This window comes from Flavobacterium sp. (assembly GCF_044369455.1).
Classification (GTDB): Bacteria; Bacteroidota; Bacteroidia; order Flavobacteriales; family Flavobacteriaceae; genus Flavobacterium.
In genome coordinates, this window is the sequence record NZ_JBIPLW010000006.1 from 195,022 (window position 1) to 218,125 (window position 23,104).

A 23,104-nucleotide genomic window follows, 5' to 3' on the forward strand; every position below is an offset into this window, starting at 1 on the left:
AAAAATATATTATTTAACTTCGGGTTTTTAATTTACATTTTATCAATCATTTAAAAATCCATGACGAATGTTTGTTAACAAGTTAAACCTGGAAGAATCGTTACTTTCTAGAAGAAAAAAATTTAAATCGGAAGCAGCAATATTGCTCGAAGTTAAAGCGCTTTTTACTGAAAATGATATTGATAGAAATCTAATTGCTACTAAACTATCTCAGAAAAGTTCAACAAAACCAAATCAGTTGCAATTCGATTTATTGGAAACCAATAAGATTTTTCATTTAGAGCAAATAAAAACCATTTGTATAGATTATAGATTGCGATTTTTAGACAGTGATATCTTTAAAAACGAAATCCCCGAAGAAGCCATTTCTAAAATCAGAATGCTTGAAAAAACCCATAATACATCGCTTAATGGATTTAAAATAATTGCGCCAAGCAAAGCGTTTCATCTTTTAAATTATGATGATCCGTTGTTGTTTGTTCCTATGGGTAACGATTATTACTATTTGATTCATCAATGGGGAAGTGAAATGAATCCGTTAAGAAAACTATTGGTTTTACCCATAAAAAATTTAGGGAATTTTACAATAACGACTATCCTATTGAGTGTCGTTGTGGCATTATTAGTTCCAGAAAACAACTTAAGTAAATCGGTTCCTTTGGCATCTGTAATTGTATTTCTATTTGCTTTTAAATCCATCTTTGCCGTTTTTGCCTATTACTTTTTTATGATGGGGAAAAATTTTAACGAAGAGATTTGGCAGCGTAAGTACTATAATAATTAAATAAAAAAAGCCCCGATTTTACTCGAGGCTTACTATTTAGAGGAACAGTGAATTATTTCTTTTTCTCTGTTTTTTCCATTTTTGCTTTTAATCCGGCAAGGATATCATTGTTATCTCCCAAAGTTGAAGCTGGAGCATTGTTATTTGCTGCTACTGATTCAGCAACCGCTTTTACATTTTTCTCTTCTTCTTCTTTAAAGATTGCTGTGTGAGAAGCTACCACTCTTTTGAATTCTTTATTAAATTCAATAACTTTAAAGTCGGCTGCATCTCCTTTTTTCAATTTCTTACCGTCTTCTTTTTCTAGATGACGTGTTGGAATAAACGCAACCACATCATCTCCGAAATCTACAGTAGCTCCTTTGTCAACAATCTCAGCGATAGTTCCGTTGTGGATAGTTCCAACAGCGTAGGCTTCTTCATGTTTATCCCAAGGATTAGAAGTAGTTTGTTTGTGACCTAAAGATAATTTACGTCCGTCAACATCTAACTCTAATACTACTACATCTAATTTGTCACCAACGTTAACAAACTCAGATGGGTGTTTGATTTTCTTAGTCCAAGACAAGTCAGAGATATACACTAAACCGTCAATTCCTTCTTCTAACTCAACGAATATACCGAAGTTAGTAAAGTTTCTAACGATACCTGTATGTTTAGAACCTACTGGGTATTTAGAAGTGATATCTGTCCATGGATCTTGCGATAATTGTTTGATACCTAACGACATTTTTCTATCATCTCTGTCAAGTGTTAAGATAACTGCTTCAACAGTATCACCCACTTTTACAAAATCTTGAGCCGAACGCAAATGCGTTGACCATGACATTTCAGAAACGTGAATCAACCCTTCAACACCTTCAGCTACTTCGATAAACGCACCGTAATCAGCAATTACAACTACTTTACCTTTTACTTTATCTCCGATTACTAATTTAGAATCTAGAGCATCCCATGGATGAGCGTTTAATTGTTTTAAACCTAATTGAATTCTTGTTTTCTCATCATCAAAATCAAGGATAACCACGTTTAATTTTTGGTCTAATTCAAGAACTTCACTTGGGTGGTTAATTCTTGACCAAGAAAGGTCTGTAATGTGAATTAATCCATCAACACCACCAAGGTCAATAAACACACCATAAGAAGTAATGTTTTTAACAACACCTTCTAATACTTGTCCTTTTTCTAATTGACCAATGATTTCTTTTTTCTGAACTTCGATATCTGCTTCGATAAGCGCTTTGTGCGAAACAACAACGTTTTTGAATTCGTGGTTAATTTTTACCACTTTGAACTCCATCATTTTGTTTACGTATACATCATAATCACGTATTGGTTTCACATCAATTTGTGAACCTGGTAAGAATGCTTCAATTCCGAAAACATCTACAATCATACCACCTTTAGTTCTACATTTAACAAAACCTTGAACAATTTCTCCCGTTTCGTTAGCCGAAATAACTCTATCCCATGATTTGATAGTTCTTGCTTTTCTGTGAGACAATACCAATTGACCTGTTTTGTCCTCACGGATGTCAATTAATACTTCTACTTTGTCACCCACTTTTAACCCTGGGTTGTAACGGAACTCATTCAATGAAATTACACCTTCTGATTTCGCGTTAATGTCAACAATTGCGTCTCTGTCCGTAATTCTAACTACAACACCTTCTACTACTTCTTCTTGATCTGTCGAGATGAACGTTTTAGTAACTAACTCTTCAAATTCTTGTAAGTTTTTCTCATCTACAGGATCAATTCCTTCTGCGTAGTTGTGCCAGTTAAAATCAGATAAAAACTCTTGTTGTTCTTTGTTTAATACAGCCATGCTGATAAAATAATTTGTATGTTATGTTCTTTGAGTTTCTTGATGCAAATAAAAACACAACAGTGTTTATATATAAATGTTTGATACCTAAAGGAAACTCTTCTTCGCCAAAAGGTTGGCAAAAGTAAGCATAATTTCTTAAGTACAAAACAATTGATGAAAAAAAAAGAAGCAAGAAGCAAGAGAAAAAATTCTATTAATTTGGAGCGAACCTGCCTGCCGGCAGGCAGGTGGTTTGGGCTTCAAAGGATTCCATTTTCCTGCTATCCGCTATACTGCGACTGCCTGCCGGCAGGCAGGTGCCGCTTCTATCAGGGCTAGATAGTGATGGTATTACAAAAAAAAAAGACCTGACAGGTTTTTAAAAACCTGTCAGGTCTACTATAAAATTAAACCATTTAATGACTCACATTAGCCAAATCGTTTGGATTGTGTTTATGCTTAAAGAAAACAGCAAACAAAATCGCTATTACTAAAGAATAAATGGCAAAAACTAACCATATGGAATGCCAGTCCTTTATTCCAGATTCTGTAAAAAAAGTATCTATCAAATAACCACTTCCAAGACTACCGATTATTGCGCCAACACCATTAGTCATCATCATAAATAATCCTTGTGCAGAAGACCTGATTTTTGAGTCTGTAGTAGTTTCAACAAATAAGGAGCCAGAAATATTAAAAAAATCAAATGCTAATCCGTATACTACATTAGAAAGTAAGATCATCCATAAACTTTGAATAGGATCTCCAAATGAGAAGAAAGCAAATCGCAGAACCCACGCTATCATACTGAATAGCATCACCTTCTTTATACCAAATCTACTCAGGAAAAATGGGATTGTCAAGATAAATAAAGTCTCAGAAATTTGAGAAATGGACAATACTATGTTAGCGGATTTAACTACAAAAGTATCTACATATTCAGGAAATTTACCGAAATCAGTTATAAAGGTTTCTCCATACATATTTGTTAACTGAAGTGATGCTCCCAGAAAAATAGAAAAAATAAAGAAAATTGCCATTTTAGAGTTCTTGAACAATTTAAATGCGTCTAAACCAAATATTTCAGAAACTGATTTTTTAACTGCAGTAAGACGTGATGGTTCTACTTTAGGCATGAAGAATGAAAAAACTCCTAAAATAACTGCGAAAAATGAGGCAAAGAAAAACTGATTACATTGTATTGGAAAACCTGTTATAGAAGAAATCTCTTCACCAATGGTTAAACCAAAAGCAAATGGAGGTTCTGCACTACTAAATAAATTAGTACACCACATCGCAGCAATAAAACCTATTGTTCCCCAAACTCTAATAGGAGGAAAAACTTTAACTACATCATAATCGTACTTTTTTAGTAGAGCGTAAGAAAGCGAATTTGATAATGAAATAGTAGGCATATAAAAAAGCATACCTAAAAGCAATACCCAAAAAAATGATGAAGGATTATCTATTGATGGTACGAAGAGAAGCACAATGGCATAAAAAATATGATGTAGTCCATACAAACGCTCTAGATTAAAATATTTATCTGCAATAATTCCAGAAATTGGAGGCATTATAATTGAAGCGATTCCTAACGTAGAAAAAACTATTCCGAATTCCTGTCCAGACCACTGTTTAAAACCAAACCCATAACTTGCCAAGGTTGTTAACCATGCTCCCCAAACAAAGAATTGGAGAAAGCTCATTACTGTCAATCTGAATTTTATACTCATAGAACTCGTTTTGATTTTATTAAAATAGAACGTAAATCTAGTATTAATATTGAGATAAACAAATAAATGATTCTGCATTTGTCATTTAGTCTCATTAATAAACGAGAGAGAAATCATCATAGGTTTGTTCTGAAAACAGTATGAGATTCCTCCTTTGTCGGAATGACAAGTCTATTAGAAAGTTATGAATTAACAACTTCGTTCACCATTTCCAAAACGGCATTGAATTGTTCTTCTCGAGTGAGATACGAATTGTCAATTTCAATCGCATCATCTGCCTTTCGTAAAGGAGAATCATCGCGATGTGTATCAATATAATCGCGATCAGCAACGTTATTAAAAACATCTTCAAAAGAAACGTCTGCTCCTTTGGCTTTCAATTCGTCATAACGCCTATGCGCACGGGTTTCTGGGCTTGCTGTCATAAAAATTTTAAGCTCAGCATCTGGGAAAACAACTGTTCCAATATCTCGACCGTCCATCACAATGCCTTTTCCTTTTCCCATTTCTTGTTGTTGTTCGACCAATTTTGCTCTGACTTCCGAAACTTCAGCAACCAAACTCACAAAACTGGAGACTTCAAGTGTTCTAATTTCATTTTCAATAGAAATATCATTCAAATACATTTCCGCAAAACCCAACGCTGCATTATATTCAAAATGTAGTTTAATAAATGGCAAGCTGTTTATTAAAGTCTCTTTATCAAAAAAATCTATAGAAATATAACCATTTTGCATGGCAAAGAAAGTTATGGCTCGATACATCGCACCCGTATCAACATATACATATTCTAAATGTTTGGCCAACTGTTTGGCTAATGTGCTTTTCCCAGTTGAGGAGAATCCGTCTATGGCAATGGTAATTTTTTTCAAAATTGTATCGTTATTAGTATTTATCATTAGCAAAATCTATGGTCAGTCCGAACAAACTGGTATTGGCCGCTAAAGTATAACGTGAATAGGAATAATTAAATTTCATATTATTCATTTTCAATCCAAAACCAACCGAAATTCCGGAGAAATTTCGTTGTTCTAAAATACGTAATTCTTCTGCTCTTCTAAAATTATATCCGAGTCTTAAATTAAATGATTTTTCTGGAAACAATTCTAAGCCAACAATAACATGACGCAAAGCATTTCCAAAAATAGAAGGATTGTCAGGAGTAGAACTTCCATCTAAACCACCTTGTGCTCGATTTGGATTAGAAAAGGCAATTTGCCATTGTTGCATGTTTTCTAGGGTTAAATGCCATCGAATAGGAACATTTTCCATCAATTGAGAAACTCCAATAAGGACTTCTAAAGGCAGTTTTTCTCTGGTATCTGCATAGGTTGTAATTTGTGTTCCAATATTCCGGATAGAAATTGCCCAGTTTACATCATTGCGGGTATCAATAAACATAGCGCCGATATCAACTGCTGCGCCAAAGGAATTATAACTTTCTAAGGTGGAAGAAATCAGTTTTGCATTGGCACCAAGATAAAAATCTGAAAACGGAATGTTATATGCATACCCAAAAGTCAATGCAATTTCACTTCCTGTAAAGCTTGAGGTTTGCTGTCCGTTTTCGTCGTAACCATCAAATTTTCCGTAATTTACATAATTTACACCTCCAAAAAATGTTTGAACGTGTCGGTCATAGGTGTAGGCATATGAAGCCGTTCCGTAGGTAACCTCTCCAAATAAACTCCCGTAATTTAAAGAAAGTTTATTATCCATATCCGCATTAATATTGGCGGGATTAAAATGCGCTTGATTAACATCGCTATCATAAAAAGTAATGACTTTTCCGCCTAAAGCAGCTTGCCTGGGCGATGTCACTAAGTTTAAAAATTGGTATATTGACTTTCCTCCAATTTGACCAAAACTGATCAAACTAGCGAGATAAAACCCAATACAAATTGCTTTTTTAAACATCAAAAAGAGACTTATGCTATATAGTATAACGGAAATGCGAAGATATTATTTTATATGGTATGAAAAAAAGTAAAAAAAGGCATAAGCGTTTGTATGCTTATGCCTTTTTTCAGTATAGTTAAAAATGAATTACAATTTTTTCGCGTTTTTAACTTTCTCATTAGTCAAAGCTAAATCGATGACTTCGCTCATTTCTTTTACATAATGAAAAGTTAGTCCATCAATATATTCAGGTTTAATTTCTTCGATGTCGCTTTTGTTTTCGTAACACAAAATAATTTCTTTTATGTTAGCTCGTTTTGCTGCTAGAATTTTTTCTTTAATTCCGCCTACTGGCAATACTTTTCCACGTAACGTTATTTCTCCGGTCATGGCTATGTTTTTCTTTATTTTCTTTTGTGTTAAAAGCGACACTAGTGACGTTAGCATAGCAATTCCGGCACTCGGCCCATCTTTTGGCGTTGCGCCTTCGGGAACGTGCAAATGGATGTTATATTTGGATATCATTTCGGGCTTTAACCCAAATAGTTCTGCATTAGATTTTATATATTCTAAAGCAATTGTTGCCGATTCCTTCATTACGGTTCCTAAATTTCCTGTCAAGGTTAAATTTCCTTTGCCAGCAGAAATTAATGACTCAATAAATAAGATATCGCCACCTACAGATGTCCAAGCCAAACCAGTAACTACACCTGCCACATCATTACTTTCGGATTTATCTCTGGCTAATTTTGGAGCACCTAAAATGGTTACAATATCTTCATCAGTAAGTTTACTATTGTACTTTTCTTCCATGGCTACTGATTTTGCCGCATTACGAATAACCTGAGCTAATTTTTGCTCTAAACTTCTAACTCCAGATTCGCGCGTATATCCTTCTACGATTTTTTCTAATTGTTTTTTACCAACAGTCAAATCTTTTGATTTCAATCCGTGTTCTTTAAGTTGTTTTGGCAACAAATGTTTTCGAGCAATTTCAACTTTCTCCTCTATAGTATAACCAGTCATTTTTATCACTTCCATTCTGTCTTTCAACGCGGGTTGAATAGCGCTCATATTATTAGAAGTAGCAATAAACATGACTTTTGACAAATCATAACCCAATTCTAAAAAATTATCATAGAAATCATTATTCTGTTCTGGATCTAAAACTTCAAGTAAGGCCGATGAAGGATCGCCTTGATGCGAATTTGACAATTTATCAATTTCATCTAATACAAATACCGGATTGGAAGTTCCGGCTTTTTTCAAACTTTGGATGATACGCCCTGGCATAGCGCCAATGTATGTTTTACGATGTCCTCGAATTTCAGCTTCATCACGCAAACCTCCTAAAGAAATTCGCACATATTCCCTTCCTAATGCTTCTGCTATTGACTTACCTATAGATGTTTTTCCAACTCCGGGAGGTCCGGTTAAACAAATTATTGGGGATTTCATATCGTTACGTAATTTCAAAACTGCGAGATGTTCAATGATTCTTTTTTTCACATCATCTAAGCCAAAATGGTCGCGATCAATAATTTTTTGAGCGCGTTGCAAATCAAAATTATCTTTCGAATAGTGATTCCAAGGCAATTCTAAAAACAACTCTAAATAATTTCTTTGTATACCAAAATCGGGAGCTTGAGGATTCATGCGTTGCATTTTAGAGATTTCTTTCTCAAAATGTTTGCCTGTTTTCGCGTCCCAATTTTTGGTTATTGCCTTTTGTCGCATTTCCTCTATTTCCTGTTCATTTGAAACACCTCCCAACTCTTCTTGGATGGTTTTCATTTGTTGGTGTAAGAAATATTCTCGCTGTTGTTGATCAAGATCAAAACGAACTTTAGATTGAATGTCATTTTTAAGCTCTAGTTTTTGCAGCTCTACATTCATGTAACGCAACGTCTCTAAAGCTCTTTCTTTAAGAACGTTCACAGCCAATAAATCTTGTTTTTCTTTAACCGTAAGATTCATGTTAGAAGAAACAAAATTGATTAAAAATGATTGGCTTTCAATATTTTTAATGGCAAAAGTAGCTTCAGTTGGAATGTTTGGACTTTCCTTAATGATTTCGATAGCCAATTCTCTGACAGAATCAGTAATCGCATTAAATTCGGTATCATGCTTGCCTGGCCTTTTTTCTTCAACTTCTTTAATAGTTGCTTTTAAATAGGGTTTTTCAGAAATAACCGCATCGATTTCAAATCGCTTTTTTCCTTGAAGAATAACCGTAATATTTCCATCGGGCATTTTTAAAACACGCAGAATTTGAGCTACTGTTCCAATTGTATAAATATCATTCTTTGTTGGCTCTTCATCTTCTTCATTCTTTTGGGCGACAACGCCGATAATTTTATTTCCAGCATTAGCGTCGTTAATAAGCTTTATCGATTTATCTCTACCTGCAGATATTGGAATTACAACTCCCGGAAATAAAACAGTATTACGCAAAGGTAAAATAGGCAAAGAACTTGGAAGTTCTTCCTTATTCATTTCTTCTTCGTCCTCTGGAGTTAAAAGAGGAATTAAATCGGTTTCTGTATCAAATTCTTGCAGTGACAAATTGTCAAAGGAAATTATATTGTGGTTTGACATGGTATAATATTAGGTCAAAATGACATTAGAAATTATTCAATACTAAACAAAAGTAGGGCATCTTTTTTAAGAAATAAATTAAAATCGATGAATAACATTTGATTTTGGTAAAAATCGATATATCATCATATACTATCGATATGGCACTTAATTGGTCAAGTATTGTGCCAAAAAAAATCCGCCAAAAGGACGGATTTAATTTATAACTTTAAAAAAAATTAATTATACTCAACATCAAAAGCACCTTCAGTGACTGTTTTTGTAACTGAAGTTGTAAAGTTTTTAACTACCATAGTAAAAGTTCCTTTAATCCGTGTATCTGTTTTAGCCGTAATTGTAAGTGAACCTGACTCTGCATTGTAAAGTACGTTATTTAAAACACAACTTGCATTTACATTTTCGCCTAACGGTCCGGTAAACTGATAGGTTCCCGCTGCTAAGGAACGTATAATATTTAAACCAACTCTATCACCATTATTTTTAGATCCAACAACACTAATTTGATCAGGCATGCCTGAAACATTTGTAATTAAGGCACCGTCTATTTGCTCTTCAACAAATTCTATTCCGTCTATTTTTGCGAAAAAAGTATCGTTAGCAACGGGATTACTTGAGGTATAGGGAACATTTGTAAAAACTCCATTTGTAAAATCAACAGGAAGAATAGAAGTATTAGTACTATCCGACCAATAGCCTTTATAACTAAAAGTTCCTGAAATTGTTTTATTTACTGTGTTTATATTTGAAATAACTATTGAACCCGTAAGTTCGGATTCATTAGCTAAATTTACAGACCAATAACCATACTCAGAACCTGCAGGAGTATATGCTATAATATTAGAATTTGCTGGGTAAGTTCCGGTAGTATTCCCTGATATTAAAATTGAAAAAGTAGATCCATCTGCTCTATTTGCTCCTATTGAAACAAGATTTCCTGAAATTACAGCTTGTGCAACAGTTCCATTCCATGTATTTCCACCAAAATCAGCCTTAAATACCATTGGTCCACCTGTACCGCCACCATCAAAATCATCCAAATTGATAGCGCTATCAATAGGTTCATTTTCACACGAGATAAAAGTAAAAGCTGTAATTATCAATAATAAGCCTCCAATTAATTTTATGTTTTTCATAACTATTTTATAAATAAAGCTCAAATATAATTTTTTTTTGTTTTTATGACAAGGCTTTTTTTGGAATTCTCAACAATAACAATAAACCAGTAAGGAAAAATACTCCCAAAAACACTATGGCAAATCGAGGACTTCCAGTAATTTGGTCAATTAATCCATAAACCATCATACCTATGACTATACCTATTTTTTCGGAAACGTCATAAAAACTAAAGAATGATGTTGTGTCCTTGGTCTCAGGTAGCAATTTTGAATAAGTAGAACGTGCCAAAGACTGAATACCTCCCATTACCAATCCAACTAATGATGCCATAAAATAAAATTCTATTGGCGTTGTGATAAAATAAGCAAAGCAACATAACAGTGCCCAAAAGGCATTTAGAAAAATCAAAACTTTAATGTTTCCATATTTTGCTGATGCTCTCGATGTTAAAAATGCACCAAAAATTGCTACAATTTGAATTAATAAAATACAGATTATTAATCCTAATGTGCTTTCTTCATCGCTTGTCCAACTTATTTCTTGTGCACCAAAATAGGTTGCAATTAGCATTACGGTTTGCACTGCCATACTAAATACAAAAAAACTCATTAAGTATCGTTTGAGCGGAACTTCGGTTTTAAGCTTTTGCCAAACTTTTTTTAACTCTTTAAAGCCATTAAAAATGACAGAACGGGTAACTTTTGGTGAATTGCGATTTCCTTTTGGTAAATAATAATAAGTGTATTGGCTAAAAACAATCCACCAAATTCCAACCATTACAAAAGAATATTTCATCATTGCAATTCTATCTTCATCAGCTGCCGTCATAATCATTATTAAATTGATAATCAATAAAAAAACACTGCCAATGTAACCCATTATAAATCCACGAGCACTCGTTTTGTCTTGTTGTTCTTCGAAAGCAATATCGGGCAAATAGGAATTATAAAAAACCCAACTTCCCCAAAACCCAATTAGTCCGAAGAAATAAAATGTGAGTCCAAGTTCTATATTAGATAAATCAAAAAAATACAATCCTATGCATGAAAATGCGCCTATGTAGTTGAAGGTTCGCATAAAAATTTTCTTATTGCCTGTATAATCTGCTATACCCGAAAGCAAAGGAGAAAAGAATGCTACACAAAGAAACGCCGCAGCAGTTACATAACTAATTAAGGCAGAGTTTTTAAAATTAAACCCAAACAATACTACATAAGGATTATCTTTTTCAAAAAGCGAATTATAAAAAATGGGGAAAACCGCTGATGAAATAACGAGATTATATACTGAATTCGCCCAATCATAGAATGCCCAAGCATTCAATAATTTTTTATCTCCTTTTTGTAAATTACCCATAATCAGAAGTATTTTATTTTAAGCGAATTTATTTTAAATTTGTTAACAAATGATTAAATTAAGAGATTATCTACTGCTAATTTTTTTTTCAAATTAAACTCTTTTGTTTTAAATAGGTCTTAGAAATAATTAAAAAAAAATACTATGAAAAAATTACTTTATGTTCTATTGATCGCATTATTTTTATTTCCTACTATTTCAAAATCTCAACCTCTGTATTATCCACCGATTAGTTCTACAGCAACATGGGAAACAATTGACCCATCATCTTTGGGATGGTGTCAAACTAGAATTGATGAACTTTATGCTTTTCTTGAACAAGAAAATACAAAAGGATTTATTGTTTTAAAAGATGGTAAAATAGTTTTAGAACACTATTTCGGAACTTTTACCAATCAAAGTTTATGGTATTGGGCATCAGCCGGAAAAACAATTACTGCATTTTTAGTAGGTAAAGCTCAAGAAGAAAATTTCTTATCTATAAACGATAATACTTCAACCTATTTGGGGCAAGGCTGGACGATTTGTACTCCAACTCAAGAAAATAATATTAAGATACGAAATCAATTGACCATGACTTCAGGTTTGAATGATGGCGTAATCGATAGCGATTGTACACTTAATACTTGTTTAGAATACTTAGCAATTCCAGGAACACGCTGGGCGTATCACAATGCACCCTATACTTTACTCGAAAGTGTTTTGCAAAACGCAACTGGTCAACCAATCAATACTTACACCCAGTTAAAACTTAAAAACCCTACTGGAATGAATGGAAGTTGGGTTACTATAGATTACAATAATGTGTTTTTTAGTAACGTAAGAAGTATGGCTCGTTATGGTTTGTTGATTCAAGGAAACGGGGCTTGGAATGGCACTCAATTAATTAACAGTACCTACTTTAATGAAATGGTAAATACTTCACAAGACTTGAATAAATCTTATGGTTATTTGTGGTGGTTAAACGGAAAGCCAAGTTTTATGGTTCCAACGAGTCAAATTGTGTTTCCGGGTTCCTATGCACCAGATGCACCTGCAGATATGTTTGCAGGTTTGGGAAAAAATTCACAAATTGTGAGTATAGCTCCCAGTAGAGGTTTAGTTATAATACGAATGGGAGATGTCCCAAGTTCCCCAGATTCGGGTGTTCCTTTTTTATTTTGCAATCAAATTTGGCAAAAAATAAACGACCTTGATTGCACATTAGAAAGTAACAATCCAGAACTTGATAAAATTGCAATAATGCCAAATCCGGCTACAAATACAATTTCAGTTTCAAATATAGAATATGAAAAATATACAATAGAAATCTTTGATATGATTGGGAAATCAATTATCAAAGTATCTAATCAAAACCTTGTGGATATTTCAGAACTTGCTTCAAGTGTTTACGTTGTTAAGGTGCAACAAGGAAATCAAATTCAAACACAGAAGTTGATTAAAAAATAACCACTGAAAATTAAAAAAACCATCTGCCAAGGCGGATGATTTTTAAATTTTATTTGAAACTAACGCCAAACTTTAATGCTTCTGCTTTAGCTTCGGGAACTAATCTTTTTATATTAGCAATCCTAGTTTCATCTGATGGGTGTGTACTCATAAATTCTGCTGGTTTTTGCCCGCCAGAAGCTGCTGACATTCTTTGCCAAAATGAAATAGCTGTATCTGGATTGTAACCTGCAATTGCCATCAATGTCAAACCAATTTTATCTGCTTCACTTTCGTGACTTCTACTAAAGGGTAACATTCCGCCAAATTGCGTTACTGCTCCATAAGCGGTCATTGCAATTTGCTGTGTTTCGGCACTTGTGTTTCCTAATGCAGCTGTTGTTCCTACTGCTCCTAATTGTTGTAGCATTCCAGCACTCATTCGTTGCTGCCCATGATTGGCTAATGCATGCGCTACTTCATGTCCCATAACAGTTGCTAGTCCAGCATCATCTTTTGTTATAGGTAATATTCCTGAGTAGACTACGATTTTTCCTCCTGGCATACACCAGGCATTTACTTCTTTATTTTCAACTAATTTATATTCCCATTGATAATCTTTTAAATAGTCTTTGTAACCATTAGCATTTAACCATTTCTCAGCAGCATTTTTTATTTTAATTCCAATTTGTTCAACTCGCTTTGCATCATTTGTTGCTGTAAGTACTTTATTTTCTTTTAAAAATGTACTGTATTGGGCAAATGCCGATGGCAAAATTTCACTATTCGGAACTAAGGCCAAGGTGTTTTTACCTGTGAAGGGATTTTTGGCACAAGACACTGAAAGTGCTATCAATATAACACCACAAAATAAAATTTTATTTTTCACACTATTTCTATTTTTTGAAAAGTAAATTTATGAAAATTTTATCCGCCGATGATATGTAACTCTGTGAAATCTTTATATAATACCAATGAATTATCTCCATTTAACTTTAGAGAATCCAATGAAATTTTTTCATTATCAACCTCAATTTTCTTCACTTTGAATGGCAACCCATAAAGGTTTATTTTAAAGTTGGAGTAACTTGTTTCAAAAGTTCCTTCCTTATGTTGAAGAATAGTAAGCTCTTTTGCTTTTCCGTTTAACGTAAATGTTCGCAATGAAAATCTTCCTTTGTTATAATCATAACCGTCTTCAGCATCTTCATACACAACTGATTTTTCTTTACCCAATTTGTAATAAACATCTAATGTCATTTCATCAAATTGCAATTCACCTACATATTGTTGCACTGGATATTTTGGAATGACAGCACCTTCTTTAACGAAAATCGGGATTTGATCAAAATCCGATTTTATCCAAAGTTCCTTTTTTCCTTCAACCATTTCATTTGTCCAGTAGTTGTACCAATTTCCTTTTGGAATATACATTCTTCTTCCTAAAGCATTGGGTTCTAATATTGGACAAACTAAAATTTGATTTCCAAAAATAAATTCATCTGTTCTGTAATGCGTATGGAAATCGTCTTGATCAAAATAAACCAGCGGCTTCAGCATTGGTGTTCCTTCATTGACGTATTGCCAAAACATCGTATATAAATACGGTAGCAATTGATAACGTAATTCCACAAATTTTCGAGTAATATCGATTACTTCTTCTCCAAATGACCAAGGCTCTTGCTCGCCATGATCTCCGGAGGAATGCGTTCTGCAGAAGGGATGAAAAACGCCTAATTGTATCCAACGTGCATATAATTCACCCGAAGGTTGTTCTGCAAATCCACCAATATCAGAACCTGTGAATCCCATTCCAGAAATTGACATTCGTTGCATCTGAATATTTGCTATCCACAAATGTTCCCAGCTAGCTACGTTATCTCCAGTCCATGAAGACGTGTATCGTTGCGCACCAGAATAAGCTGAACGTGTGATGATAAATGGTCTTTTTGGATACGAAAAACGTTTTACCCCTTCGTAGGTTGCACGAGCCATTTGAGTTCCATAAATATTGTGTGCTTTTCTGTGACTGCAAGGATTTCCGTCGTAATCATGACGAACATCATACGGAAACGTTTTTCCAGGGACATCCATAACTGCGGGCTCGTTCATATCATTCCAAACCCCTTTAACTCCAATTTCTGAAATCAATTCTTTGAATAAACCTGCCCACCATTCTCTAACATCAGGATTTGTATAATCGGGAAAATTACATTCGCCTGGCCATACTTTTCCTTTCATATAAGGTCCATCGGCACGCTTACAAAAATAATCTTTCTCTAAAGCTTCTTTATAAACGGAATAATCTTTGTCTATTTTTATTCCTGGATCAATGATAACAACCGTTTTAAAACCCTCTTTGGCCAACTCGGCAACCATTCTTTTGGGTTCAGGGAAATACTCTTTACTCCAAGTAAAACAACGAAATCCTTCCATATAATCAATATCTAAATAAATGGCATCACATGGGATTTTTAATTCTCTAAAAGTCGCAGCGACTTCTTTTACTTTACTTTCGGGATAATAACTCCATTTGCATTGATGGTATCCTAATGCCCACATTGGTGGCATTTCAGGTTTACCTGTTAAATGAGTGTAAGCAGTAACGACATCACTCATTTTTGGGCCATAAATAAAGTAATAATTCATTTCACCACCTTCTGCCCAAAAACTGGTTACGTTTCGTCGTTCATGACAAAAGTCAAAATAAGTTCTAAAGGTATTATCGAAGAAAACGCCATAAGCTTTATTATGATGCAAACCAATATAAAAAGGAACCACTTTGTATAATGGCTCTTGGTCTTTCTGAAAAGCATATTGATCGGTTGCCCAATTTTCTAATCGTTTTCCTTTTAAATTTAAATGAGTGGCTTTGTCTCCGAGTCCGTAAAAACTTTCACCGTCTTTTGAATGCTTACTCATCTTTACAATATTGCCGCCATGTTCATAGCTTTCTTCCCAATGAAAACCAATTTCATCTTCCAAAATCGCAAATCCATCAATATCATGAATGGAAACTTTGGCATCTTTTTTATTAACCTTGCAATATACTTTACTGGTTTTGATTAAATAATGTGTAGTTTCTTCAAACACTTCTAATTGATTATAACCATGAGATTGTGATTTATCAATAGCATAGGAGAAATCGTTGCTAAAATATCCTTTGGTGGTATATCGAAAACGAATTAAACTATCACGAAGAACTGTGATTTTAAGAATCATGTTGTTATCCGTGTTAAAAAAAATGCTGTCAACCTCTTGATGAAATGATATTATATTGGAAGGAAATAAATCGCCTTTGTGTTCTAGTTCGGTATTGGTAATCATACTGATTTTTTAATGTAGTGTTGCCAAATTTACAAAGATGAAATCTAAAACAAGGCAACTTATTAGAGTAGTTTTTAACTACAACGTTTGCGGATTTTAATAAAACATTTTATTTTTAAACCATTAAGAAATTAAGTTAATTAAGTGTTTCCTATTAAGGTATTTTCTTAATGGAACTTAATTTCTTAATGGTTTGAGAAGTATTGTTAGTGGCTAAAGTTTAACTTATTTTATATACCGTAACTCCCAATGGTGGCAACACCAATTCAGCCGAATAATCTCTGTAATTCCAAGGAGTTTTATCAATTTTGATAGGTTTTGTCATTACTACTCCACTTCCGCCATATTCAGTACTATCCGAGTTAAATATTTGAGTTAGTTTGCCTTTGCTATGCAATCCAATTCTATAATTTTCTCTTACCACTGGAGTAAAATTGGCAACGATAATTAAGTCGTCTTTTGGATTTAACCCTTTTCGGATGTAGCTCAAAACCGCATTTTCACTATCACTATAATTGATCCATTCAAAACCATCTACATGGAATTGTTTTTCATACAAAGCGGGATTGTTTTTATACAAAGCATTCAAATCGGTGATGCATTTTTTGATGCCATCATGGTAACCAAACTGCAACAAATGCCAATCTAAACTTCCTTCAAAATTCCATTCCGAGCTTTGTCCAAACTCTGCACCTTGAAACAATAATTTCCCTCCAGGATGCGTAAACATATAACCAAATAACAAACGTAAATTGGCAAATTTCTGCCATTCGTCACCCGTCATTCTCCCTAAAATTGATTGTTTGCCATAGACTACTTCGTCATGTGATAAAGGCAACATAAAATTCTCGGTAAACGCATATGTCATTGAAAAAGTCAAATCATTTTGATGATATCTTCTGTAAACGCTTTCTTTTTTGAAATACTGCAACGTATCGTGCATCCAACCCATCATCCATTTCATTCCAAAACCTAAACCACCTAGGAATGTTGGTCGAGAAACCATTGGAAAACTCGTGCTCTCTTCCGCAATAGTCTGTACATCGGGAAAATCGGTATAAACAGCTTCATTGAAATCTTTTAAGAAACTGATCGTATCTAGATTCTCTCTTCCTCCATAAATATTTGGTTCCCATTCGCCATCATTTCTAGAATAATCTAGGTACAACATCGAAGCCACAGCATCGACACGTAAGCCATCTGCATGATAATTTTTTAACCAAAATATAGCATTGCTTATTAAGAACGAACGCACTTCATTTCGTCCATAATTAAATACCAAACTCTTCCAATCGGGATGATATCCTTTTCGTCTATCGGGATGTTCGTATAAATTTGAACCATCAAAAAATCCTAAACCGTGAGCGTCATCAGGAAAGTGAGACGGAACCCAATCAAGGATTACCCCAATTCCGGCTTGGTGAAATTTATCTACCAAAACCATAAAATCCTGAGGTTTTCCAAAACGAGAAGTTGGTGCAAAATAACCCACCAACTGATAGCCCCAAGAAGGATCATAAGGATATTCCATGATTGGCATGAACTCGACATGAGTGAAACCGGTTTCTTTAACGTAATCTACCAATTGTTCTGCCAACTCAAGATAAGTAAGGAATTTGCCTTCGCTATTTCGACGCCACGAGCCCAAATGCACTTCGTATACTGAAAACGGTTTGTCTAAACCATTTTTATCCTTACGAGTGTCCATCCATTTTTTGTCTTTCCACTTATAATCCAAATCCCAAATAATCGAAGCTGTTTGTGGCGGATGTTCGCAATACAACGCAAATGGATCGGCTTTCTCCGTAATAATCCCGTTGTTGTTCGACTGAATTTTATATTTATACGTGGTGCCTTTGTCCACGCCAGGAATAAATCCTTCCCAAATGCCCGAACCGTCCCAACGAACATTCAATTGATGCTCCCCTTGTATCCAATAATTGAAATCGCCCACTACAGAAACCGAGCGTGCGGAGGGAGCCCAAACGGCAAAGTAAACGCCTTTCACACCATTGACTTCGGTAAGATGTGCGCCCATTTTTTCGAATAACCTGAAATGCTTTCCGGCTTTAAATAAATCGATGTCAAAATCGGTAAAAAGGGAATGTACTTGTACTTGGTTCATTTTTGTTGTTGTTATTGTATGTGTTGATTATTAATACCCCATTATACTCTGAATTCCTCTCAACGGAATTACCGCCCAACGAGGGCGTGAGTTGAGTTCGTAACCTAATTCGTAAACCGCTTTTTCTATCAGGCAATATTTTAAGAGAAAATCAATTTCATGGTTATAGCCAATGTTCAGATTTCCTGCTTGCGCTTTCTCGACATAGGTTTCTAAAAACGCACCCACAAAATAATTGAACAAAATTTCGGCTGCCTTAAAAAGCTGCTCTTGGTCAAAAGGATACTTGTCTTTGTTGTTGAAAATAGTAGCATAAATGGCGTAGTGAAAGGAACGAAACAAACCAGCCACGTCTTTCAAAGGTGGTTGTTTTACTTTTCTATCGCGGATGGTGCTTTCGGGCTCACCTTCAAAATCGAGAATATAAAAATCATCGCCATTCACCAAGATTTGTCCTAGGTGATAATCCCCGTGAATACGAATGCGTTCACTCTTCATCTTAGTCCAATCAAAATCGACAAAATGTTTACGCACCAACTTTTTATTTTCCATAAACTGATGTGCCAAATCCAAAGCAAGACCATCAAGTTTGTGTAAACTATTTTCAATAATATTCAATCTATTTTGAAACTGATATAACATTCTGTTTTTTAACCAAACAGTGTAATCTCCGTTGTATGTCGTTGGCGTAAATGCGGTGTCATGGATGCATCCTCCAAGTGCAATGTGCATTTCTGCTGTGCGTTTTGCTAATGTTTGCAAACGCAAAAACAAACTCAAACCCACCCAATCAATAATCTCGGGCGGAATTTCATTTATCTTTAAACGTTTAAATAACGGAATATCGGGCAGTTTGTCAATTTTTATTTTTTTGTTTTTCAGATTGCTGAATACTCCATCAATTTCTTCTAACATAAACTCCCAAGCATCTCCTTGATTCGGAACCAATTCCTGCATCAAACCTAATGTAATATTTCCTTCGGACAATGCTAAATTAATGCTTCCAGTATAAGCTGGCGAACTTTCAAAATGCATTGTTTCAGTTAAGAATCGGCTGATTTCATAATCTGGATTTGTGCTGACATAAATTCGGCGAAAAATTTTTAGTACAAAAGCATCGTTATAAATAATAGAAGTATTGCTTTGCTCGACTCCCATAAATTTGGACGACTTGTATTCTTTCTCCTCAAACTTTGCTCCCTTGTGAAAAACCAATTTGAATTCTTTATTTTCCTTGGTCTGAACGATATTTTCAAATAACAATTTTCTGAAATCTTCCTGATGCAAAGCATCCACCAAAAAACCGTTCTGTTTGCCCATTTTTACAGGCGCAATAATAGTGCTGGTATCCAATTCTTCTTCCGACATAAAAGCTAGCGGCATAAAGTAATGCTGATAAAAAGCTTCTTTAAAATTCACTTCCAAAAGCACCCCATAATAGCTATTTTTTACAGAAGTAATTTTGAAATGGTCTACCACTTCAATATACTTCAAAGTGCTAGCTTTTCCACCATACCAACGTTTGTTGATGATATACTGCTCTAGTATATCCGAAGAAAATACTTTGATAAATTCCTCGTCTTCAAACGCATTTTTCCAATCGGTTTTAAAAACGAAAGGTGTCGAAAAATTATCTTGGTTATCGTTTTCCATGACTATTTCAATATTTTAAATAAATGAAAAGGTAGAGCGGGATTTAATTCAACAAAATTCCATTCTTTGTCCCAAATATAACTGTTTCCAGTAATCAATTCAATCACTTTAATGGGTTGACCTGTTTGAATTCCTAAAGCTTTCAAAGGTAATTGTACCCAAGCTTGTTTTGGATAATAAGGATCGATATTACAAATCATCAAGGTTTCGTCTAAACGTTCATCATCATATTTGTAATAGGCAATAACTTGGTCGCTATCAGTCGCACAAAATTGTATGTTATTGGTTTGTTGCAACGATGGATGTTCATGACGAATTTTATTCAGTCGGGTAATTACGGTAATCAATTTATTTTGTATCGACCAATCCCAATGGAAGAATTCATATTTTTCTGAATTATGATATTCTTCTTTTCCAGGCATGGCTTCAGAAATCATGTATTCATAAACGGGTCCATATATACCGATACTCGAACTCAAAGTTGATGCTAAAAAGTACTTATGAAGGTACACACTTTCGTGCCCACTTTGAAGTGCATACGGTAAAATATCAGGGGTATTCGGCCAAAAGTTAGGGCGGAAAAATTCGCTCTGTTCTGTTTTGGTTAATTCTTCCACATATTCAATTAGTTCGGCTTTGGTATTTCTCCATGTAAAATAAGTATAGGACTGTGTAAATCCTTGTTTAGCCAATTCATGCATGATTTTAGGTCGGGTAAAAGCTTCAGCCAAAAACAACACATCAGGATGCTTTTTCTTTACTTCGGCAATTAGCCAACCCCAAAAATAGAAGGGTTTCGTATGAGGATTATCCACTCTAAATACCCTGATATCGCATTCCTCCACCCAAAATAAAGCAACATCAAGTAATTCTTTCCAAAGGTTGTTCCAATCGTCACTTTCAAAATAAATCGGTTGAATATCCTGGTATTTTTTAGGTGGATTTTCGGCGTATTGTACGGTTCCATCAGGACGCCATTTAAACCATTGTGGAAAATCTTTAACATAGGGATGATCGGGTGCAGCCTGTAAAGCATAATCCATTGCAACTTCTATCTTTAATTTTTTAGCAGCTTTAACTAGTGATTTGAAATCTTCAATACTTCCCAATTCAGGATGAGTTGCCTTATGTCCACCATGTTTAGAGCCAATTCCCCAAGGCGAACCCACATCGCCAGGTTGTGCATTGGTAGCATTGTTTTTTCCTTTACGGTTTACTTCTCCAATGGGATGTATGGGTGGAAAATACAAAGTATCAAATCCCATGGCAGCTACTCTTGGCAGTAATTTTTCACAGTCTTTAAATGTGCCATGTTTCCCTTTTTCTTGCGAAGCCGAACGTGGAAAAAACTCATACCAAGTACTGAATAATGCTTTTTTTCTGTCTACATATACTTTCAATTCCGCCGAAGCATTAGCTAAAGTACGTGTTGGATATTTTGTAAAAATGTGATGAAGTTCTTGTGAAAGGGCAATTTTCAATGCTTTATCATAAAGTTTTTCATCTTGAAAAGCTTTTATAGCTACAGTCAAATAGGTTTTTTCGGTAGCCGACACTTGTTTTAAAATCGCCTGACAATATTCGGCACCCTCTAGTAATTCTGATTTTATATGTTGATTGTCTTCAATTTTTCTTTGTGTTCCATGCTGCCAATTCAAAGCATAATCAACCCAACCCTCTACCGCATAAGTATAAAACCCTTGTTTTTCGACTTTAAATTCAGCTATCCATTCATCATTTCCTGTTTCAACCATTCTAATTTCTTGCCACTTTTTTTCTTTTTCATGTTTGTATTTAACAGAACAAGCCACAACATCATGACCATCAGAAAAAACATTAGCAGTAACAACAACTTTTTGACCTACAATTCGTTTGATAAAAAAAGCTCCACCGTCAAGTTGTGGAGAAACATTTTCAATTATTATTCGTGTTTGGTTTTGCATTTTAATTGTAATTTTATGAAGTTGTAATTTAGAAAAAAATATTATACTATATAATTTGTAGCAAAATTTTATTGAAATGACAAAAAAAGAGCGCATACCCAATCAATCATTGCAAATTCCTAAAGTAATTACCTATACTGCTAAATTTTTACAAGCAATTTCTACTAAGTTAGCAACTCTTTTTGCTGTAAAATTATTTATGACTCCTTTAAAACATAAAATTCCAAAGAGAGAAATACATATGGAACAAAATAGTCAACAAGAAAAGCTATGGATTCCTAAAATTGGGAAAGAAATTAATTTATATCATTATGGTAACAGTAAAAAGAAAATACTTTTAGTTCATGGATGGTCTGGACGAGGAACACAATTAGTCAAAATTGCAGATGAATTACTTAAAAATGGATTTTCAACCCTAAGTTTTGATGCGCCAGCACACGGCAAATCAAGTAGTAAAACTACAATAATGCCTGAATTTATAGCATCTATTCTTGAAATCGAAAAACAATTTGGCCCGTTTGAATTTGCTATTGGTCATTCTTTAGGTGGTATGTCAATATTAAATGCCATCAAACAAAAACTAACAATTAAAAAAGCTATAATTATAGGTAGTGGTGATATCATTCAAGATATTTTAACTGATTTTGTCTTAAAACTGAAATTAAAGCCTGAATTTACTTGGAAAATGAAAGAACATTTTGAGAAAAAATTTGGTGAAGCTATGGAGAATTATTCCGCTAGTTTTGCAGCACAATCAGTTGAAACTCCAATATTGGTTGTTCACGACCAACATGATAATGAAATTTCAGTAAAAGCAGCTCATAATATTCATCACAATTTAAAAAATGGTAGCATTTTCATTACCGAAAATTTAGGGCATCGAAAAATATTAGGCGATAAAAAAGTAATCGAAAGCATTATTAAATTTATTTCAAACTGAAATTTGAATCAATTGATTATGGCGTGCCCCTTCGGGTCGGGCTGTCCGTTCTATCTTTTTCCTGTTTATTAGGTTTGGCTACTTCGAGTTGGCTTTACTTAAACAGTAAAAAGGATGCCACTTCCACCTGCCTGCCGGTGGGCAGGTCCCTCACGCAAAACCACTTAAAAACATGACTCTAGATTAAAACCCGAACACAATGTACCGCTTAAAAACAAGAAAGCCTGTTTCTTTTGAAACAGGCTTTCCACTAAAAAAGGCAGCGACATACTTTCCCACACCCGAGCGTAGCGAACAGACGAAGTAAATTGCAGTACTCCCGATCCCGAAACTTCGGGACGGGACGCAGTCGGGCTTAACTTCTCTATTCGATTATCTTTACTTAATTTTTT

Annotated in this window: 16 protein-coding genes; 3 read left to right on the plus strand and 13 right to left on the minus strand. The window is 34.4% G+C overall.

The genetic code is table 11. The features are described from left to right. The first annotated feature begins 67 nt into the window (after nucleotides 1–67). Nucleotides 68–784: a hypothetical protein gene (locus ACIQ2L_RS08065; protein ID WP_396157683.1), complete on the plus strand. Its 717-nt coding sequence runs from the start codon at nucleotides 68–70 to the stop codon at nucleotides 782–784. A 52-nt stretch (nucleotides 785–836) separates the two neighbouring features. Here the strand turns inward: ACIQ2L_RS08065 and rpsA are convergent, their stop codons facing one another. The 7 genes from rpsA to ACIQ2L_RS08100 form a co-directional block, all read right to left on the minus strand. Continuing rightward, entirely contained in the window at nucleotides 837–2,612 is a 1,776-nt protein-coding gene (rpsA, locus tag ACIQ2L_RS08070; RefSeq protein ID WP_396157685.1) for a 30S ribosomal protein S1, read from the minus strand. Between the two features lie 398 nt (nucleotides 2,613–3,010). Then, a complete protein-coding gene (locus tag ACIQ2L_RS08075) occupies nucleotides 3,011–4,327 on the minus strand; it encodes a nucleoside permease (RefSeq protein WP_396157686.1) in 1,317 nt (438 codons plus the stop codon). Nucleotides 4,328–4,509: 182 nt separating this feature from the next. Beyond that, nucleotides 4,510–5,199, minus strand: coding sequence for a (d)CMP kinase (cmk, locus tag ACIQ2L_RS08080; protein ID WP_396157687.1), 690 nt, complete (start codon nucleotides 5,197–5,199; stop codon nucleotides 4,510–4,512). Between the two features lie 13 nt (nucleotides 5,200–5,212). Next, entirely contained in the window at nucleotides 5,213–6,244 is a 1,032-nt protein-coding gene (porQ, locus tag ACIQ2L_RS08085) for a type IX secretion system protein PorQ (RefSeq protein WP_396157689.1), read from the minus strand. Between the two features lie 129 nt (nucleotides 6,245–6,373). Beyond that, the gene (gene lon, locus ACIQ2L_RS08090; protein WP_396157690.1) at nucleotides 6,374–8,824 is read right to left on the minus strand and encodes an endopeptidase La; all 2,451 of its coding nucleotides are present in this window, start codon (nucleotides 8,822–8,824) and stop codon (nucleotides 6,374–6,376) included. 218 nt (nucleotides 8,825–9,042) lie between these two features. Continuing rightward, the gene (locus tag ACIQ2L_RS08095; protein ID WP_396157691.1) at nucleotides 9,043–9,957 is read right to left on the minus strand and encodes a DUF6252 family protein; all 915 of its coding nucleotides are present in this window, start codon (nucleotides 9,955–9,957) and stop codon (nucleotides 9,043–9,045) included. 43 nt (nucleotides 9,958–10,000) lie between these two features. Next, complete coding sequence (locus ACIQ2L_RS08100) at nucleotides 10,001–11,296, minus strand: MFS transporter (RefSeq protein WP_396157692.1); 1,296 nt, start codon at nucleotides 11,294–11,296, stop codon at nucleotides 10,001–10,003. A gap of 144 nt (nucleotides 11,297–11,440) precedes the next feature. Here ACIQ2L_RS08100 and ACIQ2L_RS08105 point away from each other — a divergent pair, with 144 nt between their 5' ends. After that, nucleotides 11,441–12,745, plus strand: a complete 1,305-nt coding sequence (locus ACIQ2L_RS08105) for a serine hydrolase (RefSeq protein ID WP_396157694.1) — start codon at nucleotides 11,441–11,443, stop codon at nucleotides 12,743–12,745. A 49-nt stretch (nucleotides 12,746–12,794) separates the two neighbouring features. On the opposite strand, the gene ACIQ2L_RS08110 is transcribed toward ACIQ2L_RS08105, so the two are convergent. The 5 genes from ACIQ2L_RS08110 to ACIQ2L_RS08130 all read right to left on the minus strand — a co-directional run bounded on the left by ACIQ2L_RS08110 (nucleotide 12,795) and on the right by ACIQ2L_RS08130 (nucleotide 21,772). Next, on the minus strand, nucleotides 12,795–13,613 hold the full coding sequence (locus ACIQ2L_RS08110; RefSeq protein WP_396157695.1) for a M48 family metallopeptidase: 819 nt from the start codon (nucleotides 13,611–13,613) through the stop codon (nucleotides 12,795–12,797). Between the two features lie 38 nt (nucleotides 13,614–13,651). Beyond that, complete coding sequence (locus tag ACIQ2L_RS08115; protein ID WP_396157696.1) at nucleotides 13,652–16,051, minus strand: glycoside hydrolase family 31 protein; 2,400 nt, start codon at nucleotides 16,049–16,051, stop codon at nucleotides 13,652–13,654. 220 nt (nucleotides 16,052–16,271) lie between these two features. Then, complete coding sequence (gene glgB / locus ACIQ2L_RS08120) at nucleotides 16,272–18,176, minus strand: 1,4-alpha-glucan branching protein GlgB (protein ID WP_396157697.1); 1,905 nt, start codon at nucleotides 18,174–18,176, stop codon at nucleotides 16,272–16,274. 30 nt (nucleotides 18,177–18,206) lie between these two features. Next, nucleotides 18,207–19,829, minus strand: a complete 1,623-nt coding sequence (locus ACIQ2L_RS08125; protein ID WP_396157698.1) for a trehalose synthase — start codon at nucleotides 19,827–19,829, stop codon at nucleotides 18,207–18,209. Between the two features lie 2 nt (nucleotides 19,830–19,831). After that, nucleotides 19,832–21,772: an alpha-1,4-glucan--maltose-1-phosphate maltosyltransferase gene (locus tag ACIQ2L_RS08130; RefSeq protein ID WP_396157699.1), complete on the minus strand. Its 1,941-nt coding sequence runs from the start codon at nucleotides 21,770–21,772 to the stop codon at nucleotides 19,832–19,834. A gap of 76 nt (nucleotides 21,773–21,848) precedes the next feature. Here ACIQ2L_RS08130 and ACIQ2L_RS08135 point away from each other — a divergent pair, with 76 nt between their 5' ends. Then, the gene (locus tag ACIQ2L_RS08135; RefSeq protein WP_396157700.1) at nucleotides 21,849–22,712 is read left to right on the plus strand and encodes an alpha/beta hydrolase; all 864 of its coding nucleotides are present in this window, start codon (nucleotides 21,849–21,851) and stop codon (nucleotides 22,710–22,712) included. 164 nt (nucleotides 22,713–22,876) lie between these two features. Here the strand turns inward: ACIQ2L_RS08135 and ACIQ2L_RS08140 are convergent. Beyond that, nucleotides 22,877–23,104: hypothetical protein (locus ACIQ2L_RS08140; protein WP_396157701.1), on the minus strand; the 228-nt coding region annotated here is incomplete at its 5' end.